The organism is Sphingomonas sp. SP2, assembly GCF_058313385.1.
This window is the reverse complement of sequence record NZ_JBZFLD010000002.1, coordinates 355444-380591: the sequence shown is the minus strand read 5'-3', so window position 1 is coordinate 380591 and position 25148 is coordinate 355444. Positions and strand designations below refer to the sequence as shown.

The window sequence follows — 25148 nt, the reverse complement described above, 5'->3', positions numbered from 1 at the left end:
GAACGCGCGGAAAGAAGCGCGGCTTTGCTCGTTACGGGTGCAGTTCAACGGAAAAATGATTGAGGTGTGCTGGTGGCGAAATTGCGTGCAACGAGTATCGCGTTGGTGTCGGCCGCCGCCATTGCGGTGGCAGCTCAGACCTTTGCCCAGTCGCCCGCTCCGGCGCCGCGGCAGACCGCCGCGGCCTGGGTCCCGCCGGGATCGCCCGGTTCGCCGATCGACGGCACTGTCTTCCATGCGCAGGTGCTGCTCGACGTCGCCGGTTTCCCGAGCGGGGTGATCGACGGCAAGAAAGGCATGGTCTTCGCCCAGGCGCTCAAGGGCTTCCAGCAGAGCCGCGGGCTCAAGGTCACCGGGGAGCTCGATGGCGCGACCCGGACCGAGCTTTTGAAGCTGGGCCGGCCGAGCACCAAGCTCCTCCAGCTGACCGCGACCGACGTCGGCGGGCCGTTCGTCTATCCTTTCCCCAAGGATGCCGCAGACCAGGCCAAGCTCGACGGACTTTACTATCGCAACATGCTCGAGAAGCTTGCTGAGCGCTTCCACACCACGCCCGACACGATCGTCGCGCTGAACGGGCCGGACAAATTGATCGGTGCGGGCCAGACGCTGCGCCTGCCCAACGTCCTGCCGGGCTCGCGCGACTATGCGAACAGCGTCGACGACAAGCAGCAGGCGCTGCTCAACCTCTACAATGTCGATCCGACCCAGCCGACCGGCGACTTCATCGTGGTCGACAAGTCGGAAGGGGTGATGCGGGTCTATGCGGGCGAGGTGCCTTCGTCGAACAGCCTGCCCGACGACGCCGGCAAGCTGGTCGCGCAATTCCCCGTGACCATGGGCTCGGCGCAATATCCGCTTCCCATCGGGCGCTGGAAGGTCACCACCTATGCCTTCGACCCGCCGTTCAAATATCAGCCGCGCCTGCTCAAGGGCAAGGACCCGAACGAGCCCGAGCAGATGCTTCCGCCCGGGCCCAACGGGCCGGTCGGGGTCGCCTGGCTCGACCTCACCAAGGAGCATTACGGAATCCACGGCACCGACAGCCCGGAGACGATCGGCCGGGCCGAGAGCTCGGGCTGCATCCGCCTCGCAAACTGGGACGTGATCCGTCTGTCACGGATCATGAAGCCCGGCTTCACGGCCATTTTCCAGAGCTAGGAGCCGAACAGGGGATGAGCGGGCGGGCCCTCAGCGTCTTCGGCAATGCGGTCGTCTTCGCGGTGCTCGCGATCGGCGCCTGGGTGTGGTGGAGCAACGTCAGCAAGACGGCCGATCCACCCTCGGGCACGGTCGCGATCTTCGCCGAGACCGCCGAGAAGGTCGGGGTCAACAGCGCCCGCGGTGCGCCGCGAGTCGCGCCCAAATTGCCGGTCGGCCCGCTCCAGCTCGGCCCCACCGGTCTTGCGCTGCCGGTGGCCGGAATTCGCCCGTCCGAACTGGTCGACACCTTCACCCAGAGCCGTGCCGGGGGCGCACGCGTCCATAATGCGATCGACATCATGGCGCCGCGGGGCACCCCGGTCATCGCCGCCAGCGACGGCACGGTCGAGAAATTGTTCTTCTCGAACGGCGGGGGCGGGATCACGGCCTATGTCCGTTCGCCCGACGGCCAGTGGCTTCACTATTATGCCCACCTCGACGCTTATGCCCCCTCGCTCCGTGAAGGGATGCGGATCCGCCGCGGTGATCCGATCGGAACGGTCGGAAGCACCGGCAATGCCAGTCCGTCCGGCCCGCATCTCCATTATGCCATCTACCGGATGAGCCCGGGCGAGCGCTGGTGGCAGGGCGCGCCGATCAATCCCTACCCGCAACTTGCCGGACGGGCGCCGAGGCGCTAGGGGCGGCGGCTGTTCCGGCATCTGCTCCCCGCGGAGGCCGGAGGCTCTTTCAACTCGGTTCAGCGGAAAGCGGTGATCGCATGAAGATCAGCGGCGTGGACATTCGTCCCGGCAATATCATCGAATATGAAGGCGGTATCTGGCGTGCGGTGAAGATCCAGCACACCCAGCCCGGCAAGGGCGGCGCCTACATGCAGGTCGAGATGAAGAATCTCATCGACGGCCGCAAGACCAACGTCCGCTTCCGCAGCGCCGAGACGGTCGAGCGTATCCGCCTCGACACCAAGGACTTCTCCTATCTCTATGCCGAGGGCGACGACCTCGTGTTCATGGACAAGGAGACCTATGAGCAGATCACCCTCCCGCGCGACACGCTGGGCGACGCCGCGGCCTTCCTTCAGGACGGCATGGACGTGGTGATGGAGCTCCACGACGAGCGCCCGATCAGCGTCCAGCTTCCCGACCAGGTCGAGGCGACCATCGTTGAGGCCGATGCGGTGGTGAAGGGGCAGACCGCCTCCTCGAGCTACAAGCCCGCGATCCTCGACAATGGCGTGCGCGTCATGGTTCCGCCGCACATTTCGAGCGGAACGCGGATCGTCGTCGACGTTTACGAACAGACCTACGTTCGCCGCGCGGACTGAGCCTCTTTCCCCTCCCGCTCGCGGGAGGGGCCAGGGGAGGGCCTGTTCGCCGCCCTCCCGATCACAATCCCTCCCCCAGCCCCTCCCGCACGCGGGAGGGGAGGAGAATGACATGGTTTCCCACTCCGGCCTCATCGCCGTCATGCAGAAAGCGGCCCGCAAGGCCGCTCCCCGCCTCCGCCGCGACTTCGGCGAGGTCGAGCAGCTGCAGGTCTCGAAGAAGGGGCCGGGCGACTTCGTCAGCATGGCCGACAAGCGCTCGGAGCAGACGCTCGTCGAGGAACTGCGCGCGGCGCGTCCCGACTGGGGTTTCCTGCTCGAGGAAGGCGGCGAGATCGAGGGCAACCCGGCCAAGCCGCGCTTCATCATCGATCCGCTCGACGGTACGACCAACTTCCTCCACGGAATTCCGCACTTCGCCATCTCGATCGCGGTCGAGGAGAAGAAGCCGAACGGGCAGGGCGACATCACCCATGCGGTGGTCTACCAGCCCCTGACCGACGAGACCTTCTGGGCCGAGAAGGGGCGGGGCTGCTGGCTCCACGACCGGCGGCTCCGAGTCTCGGCGCGGCGCTATCTCGACGAGGCGCTGATCGGGACCGGGATCCCGCACCTCGGCCGCTCGGACGCGGCCAAGTGGACCCGGATCTACAATGCGATCGCGCCCGAAGTCGCCGGCATCCGCCGCTTTGGTGCTGCGAGCCTCGATTTCGCCTGGGTCGCCGCCGGCCGGATGGACGGCTTCTGGGAAGACGATCTCGACAGCTGGGACAGCGCGGCGGGCATGCTGCTGGTCAAGGAGGCGGGCGGATTCGTGTCCGACTTCCGCGGCCAGGACCGGATGAGCGAGCGACGCGAGTATCTCGCCGCCAACGGCGACCTCCACAGTCGCCTGCACAAATTGGTGGCGAACGCGCTGCGCGGCTGAGGCAACTTCGCAGCTCACGCACGGTTGTCTCGCCAAAGCCCCTGTTCTAGAGGGCGCCCAAGCTTTTTTCCGGAGTCTTGTCCGTGGCCGCAGTCGCCGCACAATATCTGCCGATCCTGCTGTTCCTGGGCGTTGCGCTCGGCCTCAGCCTGCTCTTCGTGGTGGCGCCGATCGTCGCCTCCAAGTTCACCGGCACCGATCGGCCCTATGCCGAGAAGCTGACCGAATATGAGTGCGGTTTCCCGGCCTTCGAGGACAGTCGCAGCCAGTTCGACGTGCGCTTCTACCTGGTCGCGATCCTGTTCATCGTGTTCGACCTCGAGGCGGCCTTCCTGTTCCCCTGGGCGGTGACGCTCGAGGAGACCGGCTGGCTGGGCTGGGGCGCGATGATGGTGTTTCTTGCGGAACTCGCGCTCGGCCTTGCCTATGCCTGGAAGAAGGGAGCGCTCGAATGGGAGTGATGCTTCGCCCGAACGAGGACCCGTTCCCGAGCGAGGATGAGCGCGCCCGCGCGCTTGGCCTCGTCCCGGGTTCGCCCGAGCACCAGCGGCTGACCGAAATGGGCCGCGATCTCGACGAGAAGGGTTTCCTGGTCACAAGCGCCGAGGACCTCTTCACTTGGGCCCGGACCGGTTCCTTGTGGTGGATGACCTTTGGCCTCGCCTGCTGCGCGGTCGAGATGATCCACGTCAACATGCCGCGCTACGACCTCGAGCGGTTCGGCGTCGCCCCGCGCGCCAGCCCGCGCCAGTCCGACGTGATGATCGTCGCCGGCACGCTCTGCAACAAGATGGCGCCGGCGCTGCGCCGGGTCTACGACCAGATGGCCGAGCCGCGCTACGTCATCTCGATGGGCAGCTGCGCCAATGGCGGCGGCTATTATCACTACAGCTACAGCGTCGTTCGCGGCTGCGACCGGATCGTGCCTGTCGACATCTATGTCCCGGGCTGTCCGCCGACCGCGGAGGCCTTGCTTTACGGGATCATGCAGTTGCAGCGGAAGATCCGCCGCGAGGGGACGGTCGAGCGGTGACCCATTCGGCTCCCAGGACCGCGTCCGACGAGGGCGTCATTGCCGCCGCCGAGCAGGCGCTCGGCGCACTGATCCTCGAGACTAAGGATCATGCCGACGAGATCACGCTGACCGTCGCCCGCGAGGGCGTCGCCGAGGCGTGCCGCCTGCTTCGCGATACGCCGGGCCTCGAATATCAGCAGCTGATGGAGATTGCCGGGGTCGACTATCCCGACCATCCCGAGCGGTTCGAGGTTAACTACCACCTGCTGTCGCTGACCCGGAACCGGCGCATCCGCGTCAAGGTCCGAACGGACGAGCGCACCCCGGTGCCGACCGTGACCACCCTGTGGCCGGTCGCCGGCTGGCTCGAGCGCGAGGTGTTCGACCTTTACGGCGTGACCTTTGCGGGCAATGCCGATCTTCGCCGCATCCTCACCGATTATGGCTTCGAGGGCCATCCGCTCCGCAAGGACTTCCCGCTGACCGGGTTCACCGAGATGCGTTATTCGGAAGCCGAGAAGCGCGTGATCTACGAGCCCGTCAGCCTCGCCCAGGATTTCCGCTCGTTCGACTTCCTGACGCCGTGGAACGGGCCCGAATACAAGCTTCCGGGCGACGAGAAGGCCGAGCCGCAGGCGGCCGGCGCGCCGTCGCCGGCTCCGGCCAAGGCCGAGGAGCCCAAGCTCAAGCCCGCAGCCGGCGTGGGCGAGCGGGCCGGCGAGAAGCCCTACAAGACCGACAATGAGGATCGGGCGACCGCGGGGGCCAAGGAAGCCGAGGCCGAAGCGAGCAAGTCGAACGAGGCCAAGGCCGCACAGGTCGGTGGCAAGGCGACCGGCACCGACGAGCCGATCCCGGACAGCCCCAATGTGACCCGCGACAGCGGGGAGGCGCAGTAATGGCAAGTGAGCAAGACGTCCTGCGGTTCGCGGACCATCCGCTGACGGTGAGCGAAGTGCAGAAGGCGACCCGCACGGTCGAGGTCGGAGTCCAGTCCGAGCCGGGCGACGACGTCATCAACAATTACACGATCAACTTCGGCCCGCAGCATCCGGCGGCGCACGGCGTGCTTCGCCTGATCATGGAGCTCGACGGCGAAATCGTCGAACGCTGCGATCCGCATGTCGGCCTGCTCCATCGCGGCACCGAGAAGCTGATCGAGTACAAGACCTACGCGCAGGCGATCCCTTACTTCGATCGGCTCGATTACTGCTCGCCGATGTGCATGGAGCACAGCTTCGTGCTTGCGGCCGAGAAATTGATGGGCCTCGAGGTCCCGCTTCGCGCCCAGTATATCCGGGTGCTGATGGCGGAACTCACCCGCATCAAGAATCACATGCTGAACCTCGGCTCCCACGTCATGGACGTGGGCGCGATGACCCCGAACCTGTGGCTGTTCGAGCTTCGCGAAGATCTGATGCAGATCTACGAGAGCGTGTCGGGCGCGCGGATGCACGCCAACTATTTCCGGGTCGGCGGCGTCCATCAGGACATTCCGCCCAAGGTGCTCGACGAGATCGGGACCTTCCTCGACACGCGCCTGCAATTGTTCGAGGACGCGATCAGCCTCGTCGCCGACAACCGCATCTTCAAGCAGCGCAACGTCGACATCGCGATCGTTTCCAAGGAAGACGCGATCCGCTGGGGCTTCTCGGGGCCGATGATCCGCGGCTCGGGCATCCCCTGGGACATCCGGAAGTCGCAACCCTACGAGGTCTATGACCGGATGCAGTTCGACGTGCCGGTGGGCACGCGCGGCGACTGCTACGACCGCTTCATGGTCCGGGTCGAGGAGGTCCGCCAGAGCTGGCGGATCGCGCGCCAGTGCCTGAGCGAGATGCCGGCCGGCGAGATCGGCACCACCGACCGCAAGGTCTTCCCGCCGAAGCGAGCCGAGATGAAGACCTCGATGGAGGCCCTCATCCACCACTTCAAGCTCTACACCGAAGGCTATCACGTGCCGGCGGGCGAAGTGTATGTCGCGACCGAAAGCCCCAAGGGTGAGTTCGGCGTCTATCTGGTCGCAGACGGCACCAACAAGCCCTACCGCTGCAAGATCCGGCCGACCGCCTTCAGCCACCTGCAGGCAATGGATTTCATGATGAAGGGTCACATGCTGGCCGATACGACCGCCGTCCTCGGCGCGATGGACATCGTGTTCGGGGAGTGCGACCGGTGAGTGCGGAAAGCGCAGGATATGCGGTCGGTCAGATGATCGGCTATTCGCTGCCGCTGCTGATCGGCATCGGCGCCTCTTTCTATCTTCGCAAGCGCCGCGGCAGCGCGAAGCTTCCGGCATGGCCGATCGTCATCGGCCTCGTCCTGACGGTGCTGGCCTGCACCAGTGCGTCGCGCGCGCAGGATCTCACCGTCAGTGGAGTGCAGTCGGGTGGCTGAGCGTCATTTTGCGCCTGATGTCCCCGAGCTTCGCGCGCGCTGGGGCAATTTCGCCTGGGACAAGGATCATGCCCCGGAAGCGCAGCGCGCGCTCGGCAAGTATCCGGAAGGCCGCAAGGCGTCGGCGGTGATCCCGTTGCTCGACCTCGCCCAGCGTCAGGTCGGCGCCGAGACCGGCACGCAGGGATGGCTGCCCATTCCCGTGATCGAGTTCGTGGCCGCCGAATGTGGCCTGCCGCCGATCCGCGCGATGGAAGTCGCCAGCTTCTACACGATGTTCAACCTCGTTCCGGTCGGCAAGTATCACGTCCAGGTGTGCGGCACGACGCCGTGCATGCTGCGCGGCTCGGACGACGTGCTCAAGGCCTGCTACGCCAAGGGCATGAAGAAGGGGAAGACGACCCCTGACGGCCTCTGGACGCTGACCGAGGTCGAATGCCTCGGCGCCTGCGCCAACGCGCCGATGGTGCAGATCAACGACGACAATTTCGAGGACCTGACCGAGCAGAGCATGACCGCGGTGCTCGACGCGCTGGCGTCGGGCAAGCCGGTCAAGGCGGGGTCGCAGATCGGCCGGCAGACGAGCTGCGCCGAGGGCGGTCCGACCAACCTCAAGAAGATGACCGAGCGCAACTACGACTATCGCCCGATGTGGGCGGAGTCGTCGCCGGCTGGCGAGGGCGCATGAGCATCGCCGTCATCGTGCTGGCGCTGCTCGCCGTCTTCCTCGCCTTCCGCTTCATCACGGGCGTGGTGAAGTTCGCCGTGATCCTGCTGATCCTGGGCGCGGCTTTCTATTTCCTCAGCCAGGGCGGCATCTGATGGGTTACACCGGACCTCTCGCGGACAAGGACCGCATCTTCACCAACGTCTACGGCTTCCAGTCGCCCGACCTCAAGGCGGCGCAGCAGCGGGGCGACTGGGACAACACCAAGGCGCTGATGGCCGTCGGCCAGGATGCGATCATCGACGCGGTCAAAGCGTCGGGCCTCCGCGGGCGCGGCGGCGCGGGCTTCCCGACCGGCATGAAGTGGAGCTTCATGCCCAAGGAGCCGAAGCCGGGTAAGCCGAACTTCCTCGTCATCAACGCCGACGAATCCGAGCCCGGTTCGTGCAAGGACCGCGAGATCATCCGCCACGATCCGCACAAGCTGATCGAGGGCGCGCTGATCGCCAGCTTCGCGATGCGTGCGCGGGCCTGCTACATCTATATCCGCGGCGAATATATCGCCGAGGCGCAGGCGCTCGAGAAGGCGATCGCCGAGGCTTATGCCGCGGGCCTGGTCGGCAAGAATGCCGCTGGCTCGGGCTATGACTTCGACATTTTCTGCCACCGCGGCGCGGGCGCCTACATCTGCGGCGAAGAGACCGCGATGCTTGAAAGCCTCGAAGGCAAGATGGGCCGGCCGCGCCTCAAGCCCCCGTTCCCGGCGGGCGCGGGCCTCTACGGCTGCCCGACCACGGTCAACAACGTCGAATCGATCGCGGTCGTCCCGACCATCCTGCGCCGCGGCGCGAGCTGGTTCGCGGGCTTCGGGCGCGAGAAGAACGAGGGCACCAAGCTCTTCCAGATCAGCGGGCATGTGAACAAGCCCGCGGTGGTCGAGGAAAGCATGAGCATTCCCTTCCGCGAGCTGATCGACCGCCATTGCGGCGGCATTCGCGGCGGCTGGGACAATCTCCTCGCGGTGATCCCGGGCGGAAGCTCGGTGCCGCTGGTGCCCGCGGCCGAGATCATGGATGCGCCGATGGACTTCGACGGTCTGAAGGCGCTGGGCTCGGGCCTCGGCACCGCGGCGATCATCGTCATGGACAAGTCGACCGACATCGTCCGCGCGATCAGCCGCATCAGCTACTTCTACAAGCATGAGAGCTGCGGCCAGTGCACCCCGTGCCGCGAGGGCACCGGCTGGATGTGGCGGATTATGGAGCGCCTTCGCGAAGGCGATGGCAGCCCCGAGCTCATCGACCGCCTGTTCGACGTGACCAAGCAGGTCGAGGGCCACACCATCTGCGCGCTCGGCGACGCCGCGGCCTGGCCGATCCAGGGCCTGATCCGCCACTTCCGCCCCGAGCTCGAGCGCCGTATCGCCGAGCGCAATGGCGGCGCGATGCTGGAGGCGGCCGAGTGATCGCGCTTCCTCTTTTCCTTGCCGCTGCCGCACAGGCGGGCGCGACGCCAGACGCGGCCGTGCTTGCGCTCCATAATTACGGAAAGTGCGCTGCAACGCGCCAGCCGACCCTTGTCGGCAAGCTGCTCGACCAGGATTATCGCTCGACCGAATATGGCCGCCTGCGCAGCGAAATCTTCCGCAGCGCGACGGGCTGCATGGCGGCCGGCGACCGCCTGTCGTCGACCGGCCTGCTGCTGGCCGGCGCGCTCGCCGAAGGAATGATGGCGCGCACGTGGGGTGGCTCGCTCGCCGCCAATCTCGGGACGCCTGCCCAGCCGATCGCCTCGCGCAACGAAAGCGAGACGATGGGCCTGTGCGTCGCGATGAGGGCGCCGGCGGAGACCGCCGCCTTGTTCGCGACCACGCCCGCCAGCGCCGAGGAAAGCGCCGCGATCAAGCCGGTCGTCGCGCAGCTTCCCGACTGCCTTGCAGCCGGGCAGCAGATGACGCTCAACAAGCCCGCGCTCCGCGCCGTGCTGGCCCTTGCTGCGCACCGCATCGCCGCGCTGCCCAAGGCGCCCGCCGGGGCGAGTGAAGCAGGACAGAAGTAATGCCCAAGGTTACCGTCGACGGCCAGGAAATCGAGGTCCCCGCAGGGGCGACCGTGCTGCAGGCCTGCGAGCTTGCCGGCAAGGAAATCCCGCGCTTCTGCTATCACGAGCGGCTGAGCATCGCCGGCAATTGCCGCATGTGCCTGGTCGAGGTCGCGCCGGGGCCGCCCAAGCCGCAGGCGAGCTGCGCACTCCCGGCCGCGGACAATCAGGTGATCCGCACCGACACGCCGATGGTCAAGAAGGCGCGCGAAGGGGTGATGGAGTTCCTCCTCATCAACCATCCGCTCGACTGCCCGATCTGCGACCAGGGCGGCGAATGCGACCTCCAGGACCAGGCGATGAGCTATGGTCGGTCGGCGAGCCGGTTCGACGAGAACAAGCGCTCGGTCGACGACAAATATATGGGCCCGGTCATCAAGACCGCGATGACGCGCTGCATCCAGTGCACCCGCTGCGTCCGTTTCGCCGAGGAAGTCGCCGGCACGCCCGAGATCGGCATGCTCTATCGCGGCGAGGATGCGCAGATCAGCGCCTATCTCGAGCGCGCGCTGACCAGCGAGATGAGCGGCAACCTCGCCGACCTCTGCCCGGTGGGCGCGCTGCTGCAGGCGCCGCAGAGCTTCGAGGCGCGCCCGTGGGAGCTTCGGAAGATCCCGTCGATCGACGTGATGGACGCGGTCGGAAGCAACATCCGCCTCGACATGCGCGGGCCGCAGGTGATGCGGATCCTGCCGCGCATCAACGAGGACGTGAACGAGGAGTGGATCAGCGACAAGACGCGGCACCATGCCGACGCGCTGGTCCGCAACCGTCTCGATCGCCCGTGGGTGCGCGAGAACGGCAAGCTGCGCGCGGCGACCTGGGCCGAGGCGCTCGAACTGTTCGCGACGAAGCTCAAGAGCGCCGGCGCGAAGGTCGCGGCGGTGGCCGGCGATCTCCTCGACGCCGAGACCATGTTCGCGGCCAAGAAGCTCCTCGAAGTTCAGGGTTCGTCGCTGCTCGAAGGCCGCCAGACGGGTCTCGACTATGACGTGACGAGCCTGTCGGCGGTGGCCTTCAACTCGACCCTCGCCGGGATCGAGGAAGCCGATGCCATCCTCCTGATCGGGACCAATCCGCGCTGGGAAGCGCCGCTGGTCAACACGCGCCTCCGCAAGGCGGTGCGTCGGGCCGGAGCGCAGGTGTTCAGTGTCGGCCCGATGGTCGATCTCACCTACGCCGTCACCGACCTCGGCGACGACCTTTCGATCCTCGGCAAGCTGCCCAAGGCGGTGACCGAAGCCTTCGCCAAGGCCGAGCGCCCGGCGGTCATCGTCGGTCCGGGCGCGCTTGGCGCCGGGGCGCTCGGTGCGGCGCTGGCGCTGGTTGACAGCCTCGGCCTCATCAAGGGCGACTGGAACGGCTTCAACGTCATTCACACCGCCGCGAGCCGGATGGCCGGGCTGATGCTGGGCTTCGCGCAGGCCGGCGGCATTGCCGATCTCGAGGCGGCATCGCCCGAACTGGTCCTGCTGCTCGGCGCCGACGAAGTCGCCGCGGAGCGCTTCGCCGGTGCGTTCAAAGTCTATGTCGGCCACCATGGCGACAAGGGTGCGCGCATGGCCGATCTCGTCCTTCCGGGCGCGGCCTACAGCGAGAAGCATGGCACCTTCGTCAATCTCGAGGGCCGGGTGCAGCGCGCCGAGAAGGCGAGTTTCCCGCCGGGCGAGGCGCGCGAGGACTGGACGATCTTCCGGGCCGTGTCCGATCTCACCGGCACGCCGCTGCCGTTCGACCGTTTCGACCAGCTGCGCGCGGCAATGATCGCCGAAGTGCCGCAGCTCGGCGCCGAGGGGCTGATCAACCTGCCCTGGCAGGCGCCCAAGCTCGATGCCAAGGCGAGCGGAACGGTCGGCCTTGCGGTCAAGGACTTCTACCTCACCAACGCCATCACGAGGGCGAGCCCGACCATGCACCGCTGCTCGGCCGAACTCATCCACGGCCAGACCTTCGCGGAGGCCGCGGAATGACTGCGACCTTCCAAAGCTGGGGCCTGACCTACGACTGGTCGTGGTTCCTCGCGACCATCGCCGGGATCCTCCTCATCGCGCTTCCGCTGATGCTGGCGGTGGCGATGATCATCTATGCCGAGCGCAAGATCTGGGCCGCCATGGCGCTTCGCCGCGGGCCCAACGTGGTCGGCCCGTTCGGCGTGCTGCAGAGCTTCGCCGACGGCCTCAAGGTCTTCCTCAAGGAAACCATCGTCCCGACCAGCGCCAACAAGGGCCTGTTCCTGCTGGCGCCGATCATCAGCTTCACCGTTGCGCTGATCGTCTGGGCGGTCGTGCCGTTCGACGTCGGGGTGGTGCTCAGCGACATCAACGTCGGGCTCCTCTACATCCTCGCGGCCTCGTCGCTCGGCGTCTACGGCATCATCATCGCCGGCTGGGCGTCCAACTCGAAATATCCCTTCTTCTCGGCGCTCCGCGCAGCCGCGCAGATGGTCAGCTACGAAGTCTCGATCGGCTTCGTCCTGATCTGCGTCGTGCTCTATGCCGGCACCTTCAACATGACGGGCATCGTCATGGCGCAGCAGGGGCATATCTTCGGCCTGCTCAACGGCTTCGGCTTCAATCCTTTGCTGTTCCCGATGGCAGTCGTCTTCCTGATCAGCTCGATGGCCGAAACCTTCCGCACGCCGTTCGACCTGACCGAGGCGGAGAGCGAACTCGTCGCCGGCTTCCAGACCGAATATTCGTCGATGAGCTTCGCGCTGTTCTGGCTCGGCGAATATGGCAACGTCATCCTGATGTGCGCGCTGAACGCCATCCTGTTCTGGGGCGGGTTCCTGCCGCCGCTCAACATCGACCTCATCCCGTGGTTCGATATTCCCGGCATCATCTGGCTGTTCGTCAAGATGATGTTCTTCTTCTTCGTCTTCGGCTGGGTCCGCGCGACGGTGCCGCGGTACCGCTACGACCAGCTGATGCGGCTCGGCTGGAAGATCTTCCTGCCGCTGAGCCTCGTCTTCGTCTTCCTCATCTCGGGCTGGCTGATGCTGACGAGGTATGCCGCCTGATGCCCATCGCGACGCTCCTTGCCAGCCTTTCTGTCTTCCCGGTGTTCCTCGATTGCGAGGGCATGGCGACGCTGCCCAATCCGACGCCCTACAAGGCGGCGCGGGCGATGTTCGCCGGCGGCGAGATCGGGTTCGATCCCACCCTTACGACCCTGATCGGCGCGCAGCGTGCCAAGGGTGAATGGGACGGGAGCGCCTGGCAGATGGCGGCCGATCTTCCGGAAAAGGGCAAGCTCGCCCTGAGCCTGGAATTGGCCGACAAGGACAAAGCGATATTCGTTCTCGACTGGAAGGCCGTGGAAGCGGCTGGAGGAGCGGTCCGCACCAGCGGTGTGGGCAAGTGCGTGGTCGTTGATCCAAGCAAAAAGGAAAGCGGCAAGTGATTGCCCAGTTCATCAAGTCGTTCACCCTGTGGGAGCTGGTGAAGGGTCACGCCCTCACCCTGAAGTATTTCTTCAAGCCCAAGGCGACGATCAACTATCCCTACGAAAAGACGCCGCAGAGCCCGCGCTTCCGCGGTGAGCATGCGCTGCGCCGCTATCCCAATGGCGAAGAACGCTGCATCGCCTGCAAGCTGTGCGAGGCGGTGTGCCCGGCGCTCGCGATCACCATCGAGGCCGAACCGCGCGAGGACGGCAGCCGCCGCACCACGCGCTACGACATCGACATGGTGAAGTGCATCTATTGCGGCCTCTGCCAGGAGGCCTGCCCGGTCGACGCAATCGTCGAGACGCCCAACCTCGAATTCTCGACCGAGACTCGCGAGGAGCTGCTCTACGACAAGGCGAAACTGCTCGCGAACGGCGATCGCTGGGAGCAGGCGGTTGCGGCGAACCTTGCCGCCGATGCGGCCTACCGCTAGGCGCCCGGCAATCCCATGATCGCGCTCCTCGCCTTTTACCTGTTCGCGGCCGTGACCGTCACCAGTGCGGTGCTGGTCATCTTCGCGCGCAATCCCGTCCACTCGGTCCTGTGGCTGATCCTCGCCTTCTTCAACGCGGCGGGACTGATGCTGCTGGTCGGCGCCGAATTCATCGCCATGCTGCTGGTGATCGTCTACGTCGGCGCCGTCGCGGTCCTGTTCCTGTTCGTGGTCATGATGCTCGACATCGACTTCAGCCAGCTACGTTCGGGCTTCAACCGCAACCTGCCGTTCGGCCTGCTGATCGCGCTTGTGCTGCTGAGCGAGATCATCATCGCTTTCTCGGCCTACAAGGCGGGCTATGCCGGTTCGGCGCCGGTCGCGCAGGCGGTCCCGAACATCGAGGCGCTGGGGGCCGAGCTCTACAGCCGCTACCTGCTGCCGTTCGAACTGGCGGGCTTCATCCTGCTGGTCGCGATGATCGGCGCGATCGTGCTCACCCATCGCAGCCGCGGCGACGCGCGCGGCCAGAATGCCAGCCGCCAGATCGGCCGGCGTCCGGAGGATGCGGTGAAGAACGTCAACCAGCCGGTGGGCGAGGGGATTAAGCTGTGATCGGGCTCGCCCATTATCTGACCGTCTCGGCGATCCTGTTCGTGATCGGCGTGCTCGGCATCTTCCTCAATCGCCGCAACGTCATCCTGATGCTGATGGCGATCGAGCTGCTGCTCCTCGCGGTGAACATCAACCTCGTCGCCTTCAGCGCCTTCCTCGGCGACATGAAGGGGCAGATCTTCGCCATGTTCGTGCTGACCGTCGCCGCTGCCGAAGCGGCGATCGGGCTCGCCATCCTGGTCATCTTCTTCCGCCGGCGCGGGACCATCGCGGTCGATGCGGCCGACAGCATGCGCGGGTAACATGCATCCGATCCTCTTCATCGTCTTCCTGCCCCTGCTCGCCGCGATCATCGCGGGGCTGGGCGGGCGCGCCATCGGCAAGGTGCCGGCCAAGGTCGTCACCACCGGCGCTTTGTTCATTAGCTGTGCGCTGAGCTGGCCGATCTTCATCGCCTTCATGAGCGGTGCGGCCGAGGCGCAGGTCGTGCCCGTGCTCGACTGGATCCGCTCGGGCGACCTGGTGGTCGACTGGAGCCTTCGGGTCGACACGCTGACTGCGGTGATGCTGGTGGTGATCACCACCGTCTCGAGCCTCGTGCACCTCTACAGCTGGGGCTACATGGCCGAGGACCCGAGCCAGCCCCGCTTCTTCGCCTATCTGTCGCTATTCACCTTCGCGATGCTGATGCTGGTGACGGCCGACAGCCTGATCCAGATGTTCTTCGGCTGGGAAGGGGTGGGCCTCGCCTCCTACCTGCTGATCGGCTTCTGGTACTACAAGCCCTCGGCCAATGCCGCGGCGATGAAGGCCTTCGTGGTCAACCGCGTCGGCGACTTCGGCTTCAGTCTCGGCATCTTCGGCACCTTCATGGTGTTCGGCACGGTGTCGATCCCGGCGATCCTCGAGATGTCGCCGGGCATGGCCGGCTCGACCATCGGCTTCGCCGGTCTTCGGGTCGACACCATGACCCTGCTCTGCCTGCTGCTGTTCGTCGGCGCGATGGGCAAGTCGGCGCAGCTTGGCCTTCACACCTGGCTACCGGACGCGATGGAAGGCCCGACCCCGGTCAGCGCCCTCATCCACGCCGCGACGATGGTCACCGCCGGCGTCTTCATGGTCTGCCGCCTCTCGCCGATGTTCGAGATGAGCGAGACCGCGACCACGGTCGTGACCTATGTCGGCCTTGCCACCGCCTTGTTCGCGGCGACGGTCGGCCTCGTGCAGAACGACATCAAGCGCGTGATCGCTTATTCGACCTGCTCGCAGCTCGGCTACATGTTCTTCGCCGCCGGCGTCGGTGCCTATGGCGCGGCGATGTTCCACCTGTTCACCCACGCCTTCTTCAAGGCGTTGCTGTTCCTCGGCGCGGGCTCGGTCATCCATGCGATGCACCACGAGCAGGACATGCGTTACTATGGCGCGCTCCGGAAGGAGATCCCGCTGACCTTCTGGGCGATGGTGCTCGGCACGCTGGCGATCACCGGCGTCGGGATCATCGGGATCTTCGGTTTCGCGGGCTTCTATTCGAAGGACGCGATCCTCGAGAGCGCCTTTGCCAGCGGAAGCACGGCCGGGACCGTCGCCTTCTGGGTCGGCGCCTTCGCCGCCCTCCTCACCAGCTTCTACAGCTGGCGCCTGATCTTCCTGACCTTCTTCGGGAAGGCGCGCTGGGCAGGCAGCGAGCATATCCAGCATGCCGTCCATGGCGATCACCATGATCACCCGGACGAGGAGCATGGCGACAGCAGCCATTCAACCGCGACCCCGGTGACCGGGACCGCCGGCTACCATCCGCACGAGAGCCCGCTCTCGATGCTGGTCCCGCTCGCCATCCTCAGCCTCGGCGCGGTGTTCGCAGGCTTCGGCTTCCATCACTTCTTCGTCGATGCCGAAGGTGGCCTTGAATTCTGGCGCGGGAGCCTCGTGTTCGACGAGCATCTGATGCATGCCGCGCACGAAGTGCCGCTGTGGGTGAAGCTCACTCCCGGGCTCGTCATGCTCGCAGGCCTCTTGATCGCCTGGAACAACTATATCCGCGATCCATCGGCGCCCGGCCGGATCGTCGCGGCCACCGGGCCGATCCACAACTTCCTGATGAAGAAGTGGTATTTCGACGAGCTCTATGCCGCCATCTTCGTCCGTCCGGCGCTGGCCCTCGGCCGCTTCTTCTGGAAGCGCGGCGACCAGCAGACGATCGATCGCTTCGGCCCGCACGGCGCCGCCGTCGCGGTCGGGGTCGGCAACCGCATGACCGCCCGGCTTCAGTCGGGTTACCTCAACTCCTATGCACTGGTGATGCTGCTCGGCCTGGTCGGCGCGGCCACCTGGGTGATGACCCGCTAAGATGGCCTTTCCCATTCTCTCCCTGATGATCGCCCTGCCGCTTCTGGCGGCGCTCGGTTGCCTGTTCCTCAGCGCCAATGGCGCGCGCTGGCTGGCGCTCGGCGCGACGCTCGCGCTGTTCGTGCTCGGCCTCGTGCTCTGGGCCAATTACCAGGTCGGCGGCCCCGAGTGGCAGTTCATGGAGCGGGTCAGCCTCGGCACGCCCTATCTCAACTGGAACCTCGGGATCGACGGCATCGCGCTGATGCTGATCCTGCTGTCGGTGTTCCTGATGCCGATCTGCATCGGCGCGAGCTGGCGGGCGATCGACAAGCGCGTCCCCGAATATATGGCGGCCTTCCTGCTGATGGAGGCGCTGATGCTCGGCGTCTTCATGGCGCAGGACCTGCTGCTCTTCTACATCTTCTTCGAAGCCGGCCTCATCCCGATGTACCTGATCATCGGCATCTGGGGCGGGGTCGAGCGGATCAAGGCCGCCTACAAGTTCTTCCTCTACACCCTGCTCGGCTCGGTGCTGATGCTGATCGCGATGCTGGTCATGATCGGCCGGGCGGGCACCGGCGATATCCCGACGCTGATGGCCTACGACTTCGCGCCGGGGCTCCAGACGTGGCTGTGGCTGGCCTTCTTCGCCAGCTTCGCGGTCAAGATGCCGATGTGGCCCGTCCACACCTGGCTTCCCGACGCGCACGTCCAGGCGCCGACCGCGGGCTCGGTCATCCTTGCCGGCGTGCTGCTCAAGATGGGCGGCTACGGCTTCATCCGCTTCTCCCTGCCGATGTTCCCCGATGCGAGCGCGCAGCTCGTGCCGCTGGTCTTCGGCCTGTCGAGCGTCGCCATCGTCTACACCAGCCTCGTCGCGCTGGTGCAGGCCGACATGAAGAAGCTGATCGCTTATTCGTCGGTCGCGCACATGGCCTTCGTCACCTTCGGCCTGTTCGCCTTCAACCGGCAGGGGATCGAGGGCGCGCTGATCGTCATGCTCAGCCACGGCCTCGTCTCGGGCGCGCTCTTCCTGTGCGTCGGTGTCATCTACGACCGGATGCACACCCGCGAGATCGAGAAATATGGCGGCCTCGCCGACAACATGCCGGCCTATTCCTTGCTCTTCCTGCTGTTCACCATGGCCGCCGTCGGCCTCCCGGGGACCAGCGGCTTCGTCGGCGAATTCCTGTCGATGATGGGCACCTACAAGGTGTCGACCTGGGGCGCGATCTTCGCGACCACGGGCATCATCCTCGGCGCCGCCTACATGCTCTACCTCTACTGGCGGATCAGCTACGGCACCGCCCGGACGGCCGAGGCCAAGGCGATGGTCGACCTCGACCGCCGCGAATGGCTGCTGCTGGCGCCGATCGCCGCGGTGGTCATGTGGATGGGCGTCTATCCCGAAAGCTTCATGGCGCCGATGCGCGACGATGTCGGCCGGCTGCTGACCCGGCTCGAGCGGGTCGTTCCCGCCGGTGACAGCCGCCCGACCGCCGGCAATCCGGCCGCCGCCAAGGCTGCCGCCACCGAACATGGCGCCGGGGAGGCGCACTGATGAACGCCGCTGCCATCCTTCCCGAGATCATCCTCGGTGTCGCCGCCATCCTCCTGATGATGGTCTCGGCCTTCGTGCGGCGGGCTTCCTCGCTCACCCACTGGGGTGCGATCCTCGCCCTCATTGCCGCGACGGTCGCGCAGATCGGCGCGCCGCAGACGGCGGGCACGGTGTTCGACGGCATGTGGGCCGCCGACGGCTTCGCGGCCTTCGGCAAGGTCATCATCTTCCTTGCCGCCGCGGTCGCGGTGGTGATGGCGCACAACTGGTTCGACCGCAGCCACGAGCATGGCGCCGAATATGCGGTGCTGATCCTGCTGTCGGCACTCGGCGCGTCGGTCATGGTCAGCGCGACCGACCTGATGATGCTGTATGTCGGCCTCGAGCTGCAGAGCCTCTCGGCCTACGTCCTTGCCTCCTACCGCCGCCATGACGAGCGCTCGGCCGAAGCCGGCCTCAAATATTTCGTCCTCGGCGGCCTTGCGAGCGGCATCCTGCTTTACGGCATCAGCCTGCTCTACGGCTTTGCCGGGACCACCTATTTCACCGGCATCGCCGCGGCCTTCGCCGATGGCGGGGTCGGCAATCTCGGGTTGCTGTTCGGCCTCGTCTTCACCCTTGCGGGCCTGGCCTTCAAGATTTCGGCGGTGCCGTTCCACATGTGGACGCCCGACGTGTACGAAGGCGCTCCGACCCCGGTCGCGGCCTTCTTCGCGGCGGGCCAGAAGGCGGCCGCCGTGCTGCTTGCGACCCGCGTCTGCCTCGAGGCGATGGGCCCGGCGACCGACGAATGGCGCCAGATCGTGATCTTCGCGGCGCTCGCCTCGATCATCCTCGGCGCGGTCGCGGCTTATGGCCAGAACAACATCAAGCGCCTCCTCGCCTATTCGTCGATCAACAATGTCGGCTTCGCGCTCGTCGGCCTCGCCGCCGGCGGCCGCGCGGGTGCGCAGGCGGTGCTGGTCTACATGGCGGTCTATGTCGTGATGACGCTCGGCGCCTTCCTCTGCGTTCTTCGCATGCGGGATTCGGAAGGGCGGCCGGTAGAGAGCCTCGCCAGCCTGTCGGGACTGTCGCAGACTCGGCCCGCGCTGGCGCTCGCGATGGCGATGTTCATGTTCAGCCTTGCCGGCATTCCGCCGCTGTTCGGCTTCTGGCCGAAGCTGATGGTCTTCCAGGCGGCGGTCGGGGCGGGGCTCCAGCTTCTCGCACTGGCGGCGGCAGCGCTGACGGTCGTCGGGGCCTATTATTATCTCAAGGTCATCAAGATCATGTACTTCGACGCCCCTGCCGAGGCCTATGCCCCGGCGCGGAGCGGGCTCGAATCGGGCCTGATCGCCCTGACCGCGATCATCATCAGCCCGCTTGGCTATTTCCTGATCAGTCCGCTGACCACGGCGGCCGCCAACGCGGCGAGCGCCTTCTGACCTCGATGCCGCGAATCCGCTTCGTCGAGCGGACCGGTTCGACCAACAGCGACCTGCTCGCCGCGACGGATGCGGCCGATGGCGAGTGGCTGGTCGCAGGCCTGCAGGACGGCGGTCGGGGCCGGCAGAATCGCCAGTGGGACAGCCCCCGCGGCAATTTCCATGGCTCGACCCTCGTCCGCCTGCTGCCGACCGATCCGCCGGCGAGCAGCCTGTCGCTGGTCGCGGGACTCGCGCTGATGCGCGCGGTCGAAGCGGCGGCGCCGGCCACTGGGCTGATGCTGAAGTGGCCGAATGACCTCCTGCTCGGTTCGGCCAAGCTGGCGGGCATCCTGCTCGAACGGCAGGGCGATCGGGTCGTGGCGGGATTCGGTGTCAATCTCGCCCATGCGCCCGCCATCGAGGGGCGCGAGACGGCGGCGCTCTCCGGGATTGCCCTCGTCAGTCCCGAAGCCTTCGCGCCCTTGCTCGCCGCCGCCTTCACCCGCGAACTCGCCCGCTGGCGCGAGGATCAGGTGACGGTCGCCGCCTTGTGGCTTGAAAGCGCGCATCCGGTCGGCACGCCCCTGTCGGTCCATGTCTCGGCCGAGGAGAAGATCGAGGGCCGGTTCGCTGGCCTTGCCGAGGATGGCGCGCTGCGGCTTTCCTTGCCAAGCGGCGAGGAGCGGCGCATCCACGCCGCCGACGTCATGCTCGGGAACGCCTGAACCTCATGCTGCTCGCCATCGATGCCGGCAATACCAACGTCGTCTTCGCGCTGGTCGGCGCCGACGGCCAGATCGCCGCGCGCTGGCGGATTGCGACCGATCCCCGCCGTACCGCCGACGAATATGCCGTCTGGCTTCATCAGCTCCTTAGCCTTGAAGGCTACGCACGTGGCGATGTCGAAGGTGTGATGATCGGCACCGTCGTGCCGCGCGCGCTCCACAACCTGCAGGTCTTGTCCTCGAAATATTTCGGGGTGGAGGCGCTGGTCGCGGGGCAGGGGGCTGCGGAATGGGGCATCCGCCTCGACGTCGACGAGCCGCACAATGTCGGGGCCGACCGCGCGCTGAACGCCATCGCCGCGCACGCGCGCCATCCGGGCGATCTCGTCGTCATCGACTTCGGTACGGCGACCACGTTCGACGTCGTCGACTATGACGGGGCCTACAAGGGCGGCATCATCGCGCCCGGGATCAACCTCTCGCTCGACGCCCTGGTCGCCGCGGCGGCCAAGCTTCCGCGCATTGCGATCGAGGCGCCCGCCGATCCGACCGTCATCGGACGGACCACGGCCAGCCAGATGCTGTCCGGCATCTACTGGGGATATGTCGCGATGATCGAGGGCCTGCTCGGCCGCGTCAAGGCCGAGATCGGCCGTCCGGTCACGACCATCGCCACGGGCGGCCTCGCCACCCTCTTCCAGCAGCATATGCGGGTGTTCGACACGATCGAGCCCGATCTCACCATTCAAGGGTTGGCCCTGCTGTGGCAGCGCGCCCGCAAGGACAAACAGTGACACCAGGCGACGAACTCCTTTTCCTAGCGCTCGGCGGGTCGGGCGAGATTGGCATGAACGTCAATCTCTATGGCACCCAGGGCAAGTGGCTGATGGTCGATTGCGGGATGACCTTCGGCGAACAGGACTATCCCGGGATCGACCTTGTCCTTCCCGACCTCGAATTCATCGAGAAGCGCCGCCGTGACCTCGTCGGGCTGGTGCTGACGCACGGTCACGAGGACCATATCGGGGCGCTTCCCTATCTCGCGGCCGACCTCAAGGTGCCGCTCTACGCGACGCCGTTCACCGCGGGCCTCATCGCCCACAAGCTCGAGGAAGAGGGGCTGACCGGCCAGGTGCCGCTGAAGCTCATTCATCCGGGCGACGTGCTCGACCTCGGGCCTTTCCGGGTGACCCCGGTGCCGCTCGCCCACTCGATCCCCGAGAGCAATGCGCTCCTCATCGAGACGGCGTTCGGCAAGGTCTTCCACACCGGCGACTGGAAGCTCGATGCGACCCCGGTGCTAGGCAATCCGACCAGTCCCGAGCAGCTTCAGGCGATCGGGGACCGCGGCATCGACGTGATGATCTGCGATTCCACCAACGCCTTCACCGAGGTGGAATCGGGGTCAGAGGCGACCGTGTTCGACGGCCTGCTGAAGACTGTGGCCGATGCTCCGGGCCGGGTGGTGGTCACCACCTTCGCATCCAATGCGGCGCGGCTGCACACGATCGGGCGCGTGGCCGAGGAAACCGGCCGCCGGGTCGCGGTCGCGGGCCGCTCGATCGAACGCTACCTCAAGGTCGCCAAGGCCACCGGCTACCTCACCGACTTCCCCGAGACCGTCCGCTACGACGAGGCGATGCGGCTGCCGCGCAAGGAATTACTGGTGATTGCGACCGGCGGGCAGGGCGAGCCGCGCGCGGCGCTCGGCCGGATCGCCTCGGGGCAGCATGAGATCAAGCTCGGGGAGAGCGACACCGTCATCTTCTCCTCGCGCCAGATTCCCGGCAACGAGACCGCGGTGGGGCGGGTGATGAACCAGCTTGCCGAGCTTGGCGTCCGCACCGTCACCGAGCGCCAGGCGCACGTGCACGTGTCGGGCCATCCGGGGCGGCCCGAACTGGTCAAGATGTATGGCTGGATCCGGCCCAAGCTGCTGGTCCCGGTCCATGGCGAGCGCCGCCACCTCCTCGAGCAGGCGCGGCTCGGCATCGCGAGTGGCATCCCCAAGGCGCTGGTCCAGACCAATGGCGACCTCATCCGCCTCGGACCTGGCGACGCGAAGAAGCTCGGCGAGGAGCGGGTCGGGCGGCTGGTGCTCGACGGCGACGTCATCCTCCCGTCCGACGGCGCCACCATCAACGAGCGGCGGCGGCTTGCCTTCCAAGGCGTGATCGCGGTCAGCGTGGTGCTCGGCAAGGGCGGGACGCTCGCGGCCGACCCGGTGATCCGACCCGTCGGCGTGCCGGTCGAGGCCGATCTCGAGGACTTCCTGCGCGATTGCACCGACACTGCCGCGCGGGCGGTCGAGCCCGGGCGCGACTTCGACAAGCTGCGCGAAAACGTCCGCCTGGCAGTCCGTCGCTGCGCCACCTTGTGGACCGGCAAGAAGCCGACCGTGGAAGTGCTGGTGACCCGCCTGTGAAGATCGGCTCGGCCCTTGCGATCTACTTCCTCTTCTTCACCTTCACGGCTTTCCTGCTGCTGCCGTTCGGGGTGAGGACCGACGAGGAAGTGGGCGCCGAGCGGGTGGCGGGACAGGCCGACAGCGCCCCCCACCGGTTCGACCTCAAGCGGCATCTCCTGCGCTCGGGGCTCGTCTCGCTGCTCTTGTTCGCGCTCTTTTACGCAAACTTCGTCTTCGGCTGGATCGGCGCCGAAGACCTCGACTTCTACAACTAGCGCCGCCGCTCCAGCACCTGCGCAAGCGCAGTGTAGAGGCGGCCCATGTCGCTCGACAGCAGCGTGACCGCCATCATGCCGCCCTCGCGCTCGGCCGAGACGCGGCGGAGCATGGCCTCGAAATCCTGGACGTAGCGGGTGACAGACGCTGCGAATTCGGCGTCGGCGCCGAACTGCTGGTCGAGCAGCCGCTGATCGCCCGACGAGAGCAGGCGCACCGCCTTGCGAGTGAAGACGCCGCGGTCGCCCTTCAGATAGGCCGACCAGGCGCGGTCATCGACCTCGTCGCTGAGGATCCGGCCGACATCGATCGAGGCCGAGTGGAGCGAATCGATGAGGACGCTGGCGCGGCGCGCGAAAGCTTCGCTCTCGCCGGCACGCTCGTCCTCGCTGACCTTGGTCATATGCTGGTCGAGCGCGGCGGCGGTTCGGCCGATGTTGAGCATCTGGCGCGACAGGCCCTCGGACGCGGTGCGGGCGGCGGCCAGCGCCTCGGTCGCGACCCGCTCGACGTCGGCAAGCTGCGCGCGGACGCTGTCCTCGACCGCGCGGGTGAGCGCGGCGCGGGCCTGCGCCGACAATTGGTCGGCGGTCTCGGGGACCACGGCGGCGAGCGCCTCGCGGGCCCGGGTCGAGGCCTGCGCGGCGGCCTCTCGGATCTGCACCATCGCCTGGACGAGGGCCGGGCCGGTCTCGGCCTGAAGCCGGGTCGCGTCCTGCTCGGCCGTGGCGATCGCCTGGCCCAGCTCGGACAGGCGCTGCTGGGCCGTGCCGACGCCGCTGTCGATGGTCGCGAGCAACGCGGCGAGGCGCTCCTGCTGGCCGGCGAGGTTTGCGGTGCCCTGCTCGAGCCGCGTTCCGGCTTCGCCTGCGGCTTCGCTGATCCAGCTGATGTCGGGCCGGGCGGCCTGGACCGCCGCGAGCAGCCTTTCGGCGCCGCCTTCGGCAAGGCCGAGCGCGCCCGTGAGTTCGTCGCCGCATTCGCGCTGGAGCGCGGCCACGGAGGAACGAAGTTGTTCGGTCCGGCTGGCAAGATCCTCGAGGGTGCCGCCGCTCGCTGCCTGCTGCGAGGCGAGGCCGTCGAGTTCGCGGCGGACCCGATCGATCGCGGTCGCCACGGCCTGGGCACGAAGGTCGCCTTCGGCGGCAAGGTCGACGAAGCGCTGGTCGACGTCGCCGAGCTGGCGCTCGAGCCCGCTGACGAGGGCAGTGACGGCACGGTCCTGCTCGGCGATCCGGGCGGAGAGGCCGTCGAGCGCCTGGCCGGCCGACCCGAGGCGGCTGCCGAGCCGCTCGGCGGCATCCTGGCCCGCGACTCCGATCGCCGCGGCACTCTGGTCGATCAGGCCGCGCACGGCGGCAGCCTGTTCGTCAATGCCCGACCGGATGTCGTTCAGCGCCTGGCTGGTGCGGACCAGCAGCGCGTCGACCTCGGCCGAAGCGGCGGTGCTGACGTCACCGACGCGGGTGGCGGCGGCCGATCCGGCCGTCTCGATCTGGGTAAGGTGCGCGACGAGGCGCTGCGCGGCCCCGCCGACCATGTCCTCGGCCTCGCGCGCGCGGCCGCTGATCGCGGCGAGCTGGGCTTCGAGCGATGCCGCCTGGGCGCTCGCCTCGCGGCCAGAGCCTCGCAATTCGGCGGCCATCGCGCGGCTGCTTGCCTCGGCGCGCGGAAGGTCGTCGAGCAGGACGGCAATGTCGTTGCGCGCGCTTTCGGCGGCGCGGTCGAGCGCGGCGGCATGACGCCCGAGCACTTCGCTTCCGGCATTGAGGTCGCGGGTGACGCCGCCGAGGCGGTGGCTGGTCTCGTCGCCAAGGCGCATCAGTCGGTCGGCATGAGCGCCGAGCGCCGCCTGCTCCTCGTCGAGGCGCTGGCGAAGGACGCCGAGCAGTTGCTCGAGGCTCTGCGCCTCGGACCGCATCGCCAGCACCGACTGGGTGAAGCGTTCGGCCTCGCGGCGGCGCGTGCGGCCGAAGACCAGCCACGTCAGCGCCAGCAGGGCGAGCGGGCCGGCGGCGAGCGACAGCCAGTTGGGGACGGCGGCCAGCGTCAGGCTCGTCTTCCCGAGCTGCCAGGCGATGAACCCGACCCAGGCGGTGCCGAGAATGACGAGGGTGACGGCAAGCACCTGACGCCCACCCGCCCCCTGGTCATGCCTCGGCGCGGGGAGGGTCGCATCATCCTCGCCAACCGCCGCCTGATCGACCGGCGCGTCCCAGCCAAGGCTGTCCGTCAGTTCGAGCGGTTCATCGGGAGTGCCGGCGGCGGAGCGGGGAAGGGGCGATCGCATAAGACCATGTTTACCACCTTTGCTCGCATTCGGAAGCGTGCAAGAGGATGCGCCACGGGAG

The 25148-nt window shown here is 67.0% G+C and carries 27 protein-coding genes; 26 read left to right on the top strand and 1 reads right to left on the bottom strand.

Translation table 11 applies throughout. The features are described from left to right. Window positions 1-126: 126 nt before the first annotated feature. The 26 genes from AC4GYU_RS12505 (at window position 127) to AC4GYU_RS12380 (ending at window position 22796) form a co-directional block, all read left to right on the top strand. Window positions 127-1161, top strand: a complete 1035-nt coding sequence (locus AC4GYU_RS12505; RefSeq protein ID WP_491087281.1) for a L,D-transpeptidase family protein — start codon at window positions 127-129, stop codon at window positions 1159-1161. A 14-nt stretch (window positions 1162-1175) separates the two neighbouring features. Then, on the top strand, window positions 1176-1844 hold the full coding sequence (locus AC4GYU_RS12500; protein WP_491087280.1) for a M23 family metallopeptidase: 669 nt from the start codon (window positions 1176-1178) through the stop codon (window positions 1842-1844). An 80-nt stretch (window positions 1845-1924) separates the two neighbouring features. Further along, the gene (gene efp / locus AC4GYU_RS12495; protein ID WP_491087279.1) at window positions 1925-2488 is read left to right on the top strand and encodes an elongation factor P; all 564 of its coding nucleotides are present in this window, start codon (window positions 1925-1927) and stop codon (window positions 2486-2488) included. A gap of 112 nt (window positions 2489-2600) precedes the next feature. After that, the gene (locus AC4GYU_RS12490; RefSeq protein WP_491087278.1) at window positions 2601-3416 is read left to right on the top strand and encodes an inositol monophosphatase family protein; all 816 of its coding nucleotides are present in this window, start codon (window positions 2601-2603) and stop codon (window positions 3414-3416) included. Between the two features lie 83 nt (window positions 3417-3499). Continuing rightward, the gene (gene ndhC, locus AC4GYU_RS12485) at window positions 3500-3877 is read left to right on the top strand and encodes an NADH-quinone oxidoreductase subunit A (RefSeq protein WP_491087277.1); all 378 of its coding nucleotides are present in this window, start codon (window positions 3500-3502) and stop codon (window positions 3875-3877) included. A 98-nt stretch (window positions 3878-3975) separates the two neighbouring features. Further along, window positions 3976-4449 (top strand): NuoB/complex I 20 kDa subunit family protein, encoded by a 474-nt coding sequence (locus AC4GYU_RS12480; RefSeq protein ID WP_491087363.1) that lies wholly within the window; start codon window positions 3976-3978, stop codon window positions 4447-4449. Next, window positions 4446-5330 carry an NADH-quinone oxidoreductase subunit C gene (locus AC4GYU_RS12475; protein WP_491087276.1) on the top strand — a complete coding sequence of 295 codons (885 nt, stop codon included), beginning with the start codon at window positions 4446-4448 and terminating at the stop codon, window positions 5328-5330. The genes AC4GYU_RS12480 and AC4GYU_RS12475 overlap by 4 nt, the downstream gene beginning before the upstream one ends. Further along, window positions 5330-6610 carry an NADH-quinone oxidoreductase subunit D gene (locus AC4GYU_RS12470; protein ID WP_491087275.1) on the top strand — a complete coding sequence of 427 codons (1281 nt, stop codon included), beginning with the start codon at window positions 5330-5332 and terminating at the stop codon, window positions 6608-6610. The genes AC4GYU_RS12475 and AC4GYU_RS12470 overlap by 1 nt, the downstream gene beginning before the upstream one ends. Continuing rightward, window positions 6607-6828, top strand: a complete 222-nt coding sequence (locus AC4GYU_RS12465; RefSeq protein ID WP_491087274.1) for a hypothetical protein — start codon at window positions 6607-6609, stop codon at window positions 6826-6828. The genes AC4GYU_RS12470 and AC4GYU_RS12465 overlap by 4 nt, the downstream gene beginning before the upstream one ends. Continuing rightward, window positions 6821-7516 carry a complex I 24 kDa subunit family protein gene (locus AC4GYU_RS12460; RefSeq protein ID WP_491087273.1) on the top strand — a complete coding sequence of 232 codons (696 nt, stop codon included), beginning with the start codon at window positions 6821-6823 and terminating at the stop codon, window positions 7514-7516. Before AC4GYU_RS12465 ends, AC4GYU_RS12460 begins: the two co-directional genes overlap by 8 nt. Beyond that, window positions 7513-7650, top strand: coding sequence for a hypothetical protein (locus AC4GYU_RS12455; protein WP_491087272.1), 138 nt, complete (start codon window positions 7513-7515; stop codon window positions 7648-7650). The genes AC4GYU_RS12460 and AC4GYU_RS12455 overlap by 4 nt, the downstream gene beginning before the upstream one ends. Further along, entirely contained in the window at window positions 7650-8960 is a 1311-nt protein-coding gene (gene nuoF, locus AC4GYU_RS12450) for an NADH-quinone oxidoreductase subunit NuoF (RefSeq protein WP_491087271.1), read from the top strand. Before AC4GYU_RS12455 ends, nuoF begins: the two co-directional genes overlap by 1 nt. Beyond that, complete coding sequence (locus tag AC4GYU_RS12445; protein WP_491087270.1) at window positions 8957-9553, top strand: hypothetical protein; 597 nt, start codon at window positions 8957-8959, stop codon at window positions 9551-9553. Before nuoF ends, AC4GYU_RS12445 begins: the two co-directional genes overlap by 4 nt. Further along, window positions 9553-11565, top strand: a complete 2013-nt coding sequence (gene nuoG, locus AC4GYU_RS12440; protein ID WP_491087269.1) for an NADH-quinone oxidoreductase subunit NuoG — start codon at window positions 9553-9555, stop codon at window positions 11563-11565. Before AC4GYU_RS12445 ends, nuoG begins: the two co-directional genes overlap by 1 nt. Further along, on the top strand, window positions 11562-12614 hold the full coding sequence (nuoH, locus tag AC4GYU_RS12435; RefSeq protein ID WP_491087268.1) for an NADH-quinone oxidoreductase subunit NuoH: 1053 nt from the start codon (window positions 11562-11564) through the stop codon (window positions 12612-12614). Before nuoG ends, nuoH begins: the two co-directional genes overlap by 4 nt. Continuing rightward, a complete protein-coding gene (locus tag AC4GYU_RS12430; protein WP_491087267.1) occupies window positions 12614-12997 on the top strand; it encodes a hypothetical protein in 384 nt (127 codons plus the stop codon). Before nuoH ends, AC4GYU_RS12430 begins: the two co-directional genes overlap by 1 nt. Beyond that, window positions 12994-13476, top strand: a complete 483-nt coding sequence (gene nuoI / locus AC4GYU_RS12425; RefSeq protein ID WP_491087266.1) for an NADH-quinone oxidoreductase subunit NuoI — start codon at window positions 12994-12996, stop codon at window positions 13474-13476. Before AC4GYU_RS12430 ends, nuoI begins: the two co-directional genes overlap by 4 nt. Window positions 13477-13491: 15 nt before the next feature. Then, on the top strand, window positions 13492-14091 hold the full coding sequence (locus AC4GYU_RS12420) for an NADH-quinone oxidoreductase subunit J (RefSeq protein ID WP_491087265.1): 600 nt from the start codon (window positions 13492-13494) through the stop codon (window positions 14089-14091). Continuing rightward, window positions 14088-14393 (top strand): NADH-quinone oxidoreductase subunit NuoK, encoded by a 306-nt coding sequence (gene nuoK, locus AC4GYU_RS12415; protein WP_491087264.1) that lies wholly within the window; start codon window positions 14088-14090, stop codon window positions 14391-14393. Before AC4GYU_RS12420 ends, nuoK begins: the two co-directional genes overlap by 4 nt. 1 nt (window position 14394) lies before the next feature. After that, window positions 14395-16437, top strand: a complete 2043-nt coding sequence (gene nuoL / locus AC4GYU_RS12410) for an NADH-quinone oxidoreductase subunit L (RefSeq protein ID WP_491087263.1) — start codon at window positions 14395-14397, stop codon at window positions 16435-16437. Window position 16438: 1 nt separating this feature from the next. After that, complete coding sequence (locus AC4GYU_RS12405; RefSeq protein WP_491087262.1) at window positions 16439-17980, top strand: NADH-quinone oxidoreductase subunit M; 1542 nt, start codon at window positions 16439-16441, stop codon at window positions 17978-17980. Beyond that, window positions 17980-19407, top strand: a complete 1428-nt coding sequence (nuoN, locus tag AC4GYU_RS12400; protein WP_491087261.1) for an NADH-quinone oxidoreductase subunit NuoN — start codon at window positions 17980-17982, stop codon at window positions 19405-19407. Before AC4GYU_RS12405 ends, nuoN begins: the two co-directional genes overlap by 1 nt. Window positions 19408-19412: 5 nt before the next feature. Then, window positions 19413-20114, top strand: coding sequence for a biotin--[acetyl-CoA-carboxylase] ligase (locus AC4GYU_RS12395; RefSeq protein ID WP_491087260.1), 702 nt, complete (start codon window positions 19413-19415; stop codon window positions 20112-20114). 5 nt (window positions 20115-20119) lie between these two features. Continuing rightward, window positions 20120-20908 carry a type III pantothenate kinase gene (locus AC4GYU_RS12390; protein ID WP_491087259.1) on the top strand — a complete coding sequence of 263 codons (789 nt, stop codon included), beginning with the start codon at window positions 20120-20122 and terminating at the stop codon, window positions 20906-20908. Next, complete coding sequence (locus AC4GYU_RS12385; protein ID WP_491087258.1) at window positions 20905-22539, top strand: ribonuclease J; 1635 nt, start codon at window positions 20905-20907, stop codon at window positions 22537-22539. The genes AC4GYU_RS12390 and AC4GYU_RS12385 overlap by 4 nt, the downstream gene beginning before the upstream one ends. Then, window positions 22536-22796 carry a DUF1467 family protein gene (locus tag AC4GYU_RS12380; protein WP_491087257.1) on the top strand — a complete coding sequence of 87 codons (261 nt, stop codon included), beginning with the start codon at window positions 22536-22538 and terminating at the stop codon, window positions 22794-22796. Before AC4GYU_RS12385 ends, AC4GYU_RS12380 begins: the two co-directional genes overlap by 4 nt. Here AC4GYU_RS12380 and AC4GYU_RS12375 read toward each other — a convergent pair. Next, window positions 22793-25087 carry a coiled-coil domain-containing protein gene (locus AC4GYU_RS12375; RefSeq protein WP_491087256.1) on the bottom strand — a complete coding sequence of 765 codons (2295 nt, stop codon included), beginning with the start codon at window positions 25085-25087 and terminating at the stop codon, window positions 22793-22795. The genes AC4GYU_RS12380 and AC4GYU_RS12375 overlap by 4 nt on opposite strands. Window positions 25088-25148: the final 61 nt, after the last annotated feature.

Excerpts from the sequence above, each read along its gene's own strand:
- AC4GYU_RS12500 (WP_491087280.1), top strand. The coding sequence starts at position 1,176 with ATGAGCGGGCGGGCCCTCAGCGTCTTCGGCAATGCGGTCGTCTTCGCG.
- efp (WP_491087279.1), top strand. The coding sequence starts at position 1,925 with ATGAAGATCAGCGGCGTGGACATTCGTCCCGGCAATATCATCGAATAT.
- AC4GYU_RS12490 (WP_491087278.1), top strand. The coding sequence starts at position 2,601 with ATGGTTTCCCACTCCGGCCTCATCGCCGTCATGCAGAAAGCGGCCCGC.
- AC4GYU_RS12480 (WP_491087363.1), top strand. The coding sequence starts at position 3,976 with ATGGGCCGCGATCTCGACGAGAAGGGTTTCCTGGTCACAAGCGCCGAG.
- AC4GYU_RS12470 (WP_491087275.1), top strand. The coding sequence starts at position 5,330 with ATGGCAAGTGAGCAAGACGTCCTGCGGTTCGCGGACCATCCGCTGACG.
- AC4GYU_RS12455 (WP_491087272.1), top strand. The coding sequence starts at position 7,513 with ATGAGCATCGCCGTCATCGTGCTGGCGCTGCTCGCCGTCTTCCTCGCC.
- nuoF (WP_491087271.1), top strand. The coding sequence starts at position 7,650 with ATGGGTTACACCGGACCTCTCGCGGACAAGGACCGCATCTTCACCAAC.
- nuoG (WP_491087269.1), top strand. The coding sequence starts at position 9,553 with ATGCCCAAGGTTACCGTCGACGGCCAGGAAATCGAGGTCCCCGCAGGG.
- nuoH (WP_491087268.1), top strand. The coding sequence starts at position 11,562 with ATGACTGCGACCTTCCAAAGCTGGGGCCTGACCTACGACTGGTCGTGG.
- AC4GYU_RS12430 (WP_491087267.1), top strand. The coding sequence starts at position 12,614 with ATGCCCATCGCGACGCTCCTTGCCAGCCTTTCTGTCTTCCCGGTGTTC.
- AC4GYU_RS12420 (WP_491087265.1), top strand. The coding sequence starts at position 13,492 with ATGATCGCGCTCCTCGCCTTTTACCTGTTCGCGGCCGTGACCGTCACC.
- nuoL (WP_491087263.1), top strand. The coding sequence starts at position 14,395 with ATGCATCCGATCCTCTTCATCGTCTTCCTGCCCCTGCTCGCCGCGATC.
- AC4GYU_RS12405 (WP_491087262.1), top strand. The coding sequence starts at position 16,439 with ATGGCCTTTCCCATTCTCTCCCTGATGATCGCCCTGCCGCTTCTGGCG.
- nuoN (WP_491087261.1), top strand. The coding sequence starts at position 17,980 with ATGAACGCCGCTGCCATCCTTCCCGAGATCATCCTCGGTGTCGCCGCC.
- AC4GYU_RS12395 (WP_491087260.1), top strand. The coding sequence starts at position 19,413 with ATGCCGCGAATCCGCTTCGTCGAGCGGACCGGTTCGACCAACAGCGAC.
- AC4GYU_RS12390 (WP_491087259.1), top strand. The coding sequence starts at position 20,120 with ATGCTGCTCGCCATCGATGCCGGCAATACCAACGTCGTCTTCGCGCTG.
- AC4GYU_RS12375 (WP_491087256.1), bottom strand. The coding sequence starts at position 25,087 with ATGCGATCGCCCCTTCCCCGCTCCGCCGCCGGCACTCCCGATGAACCG.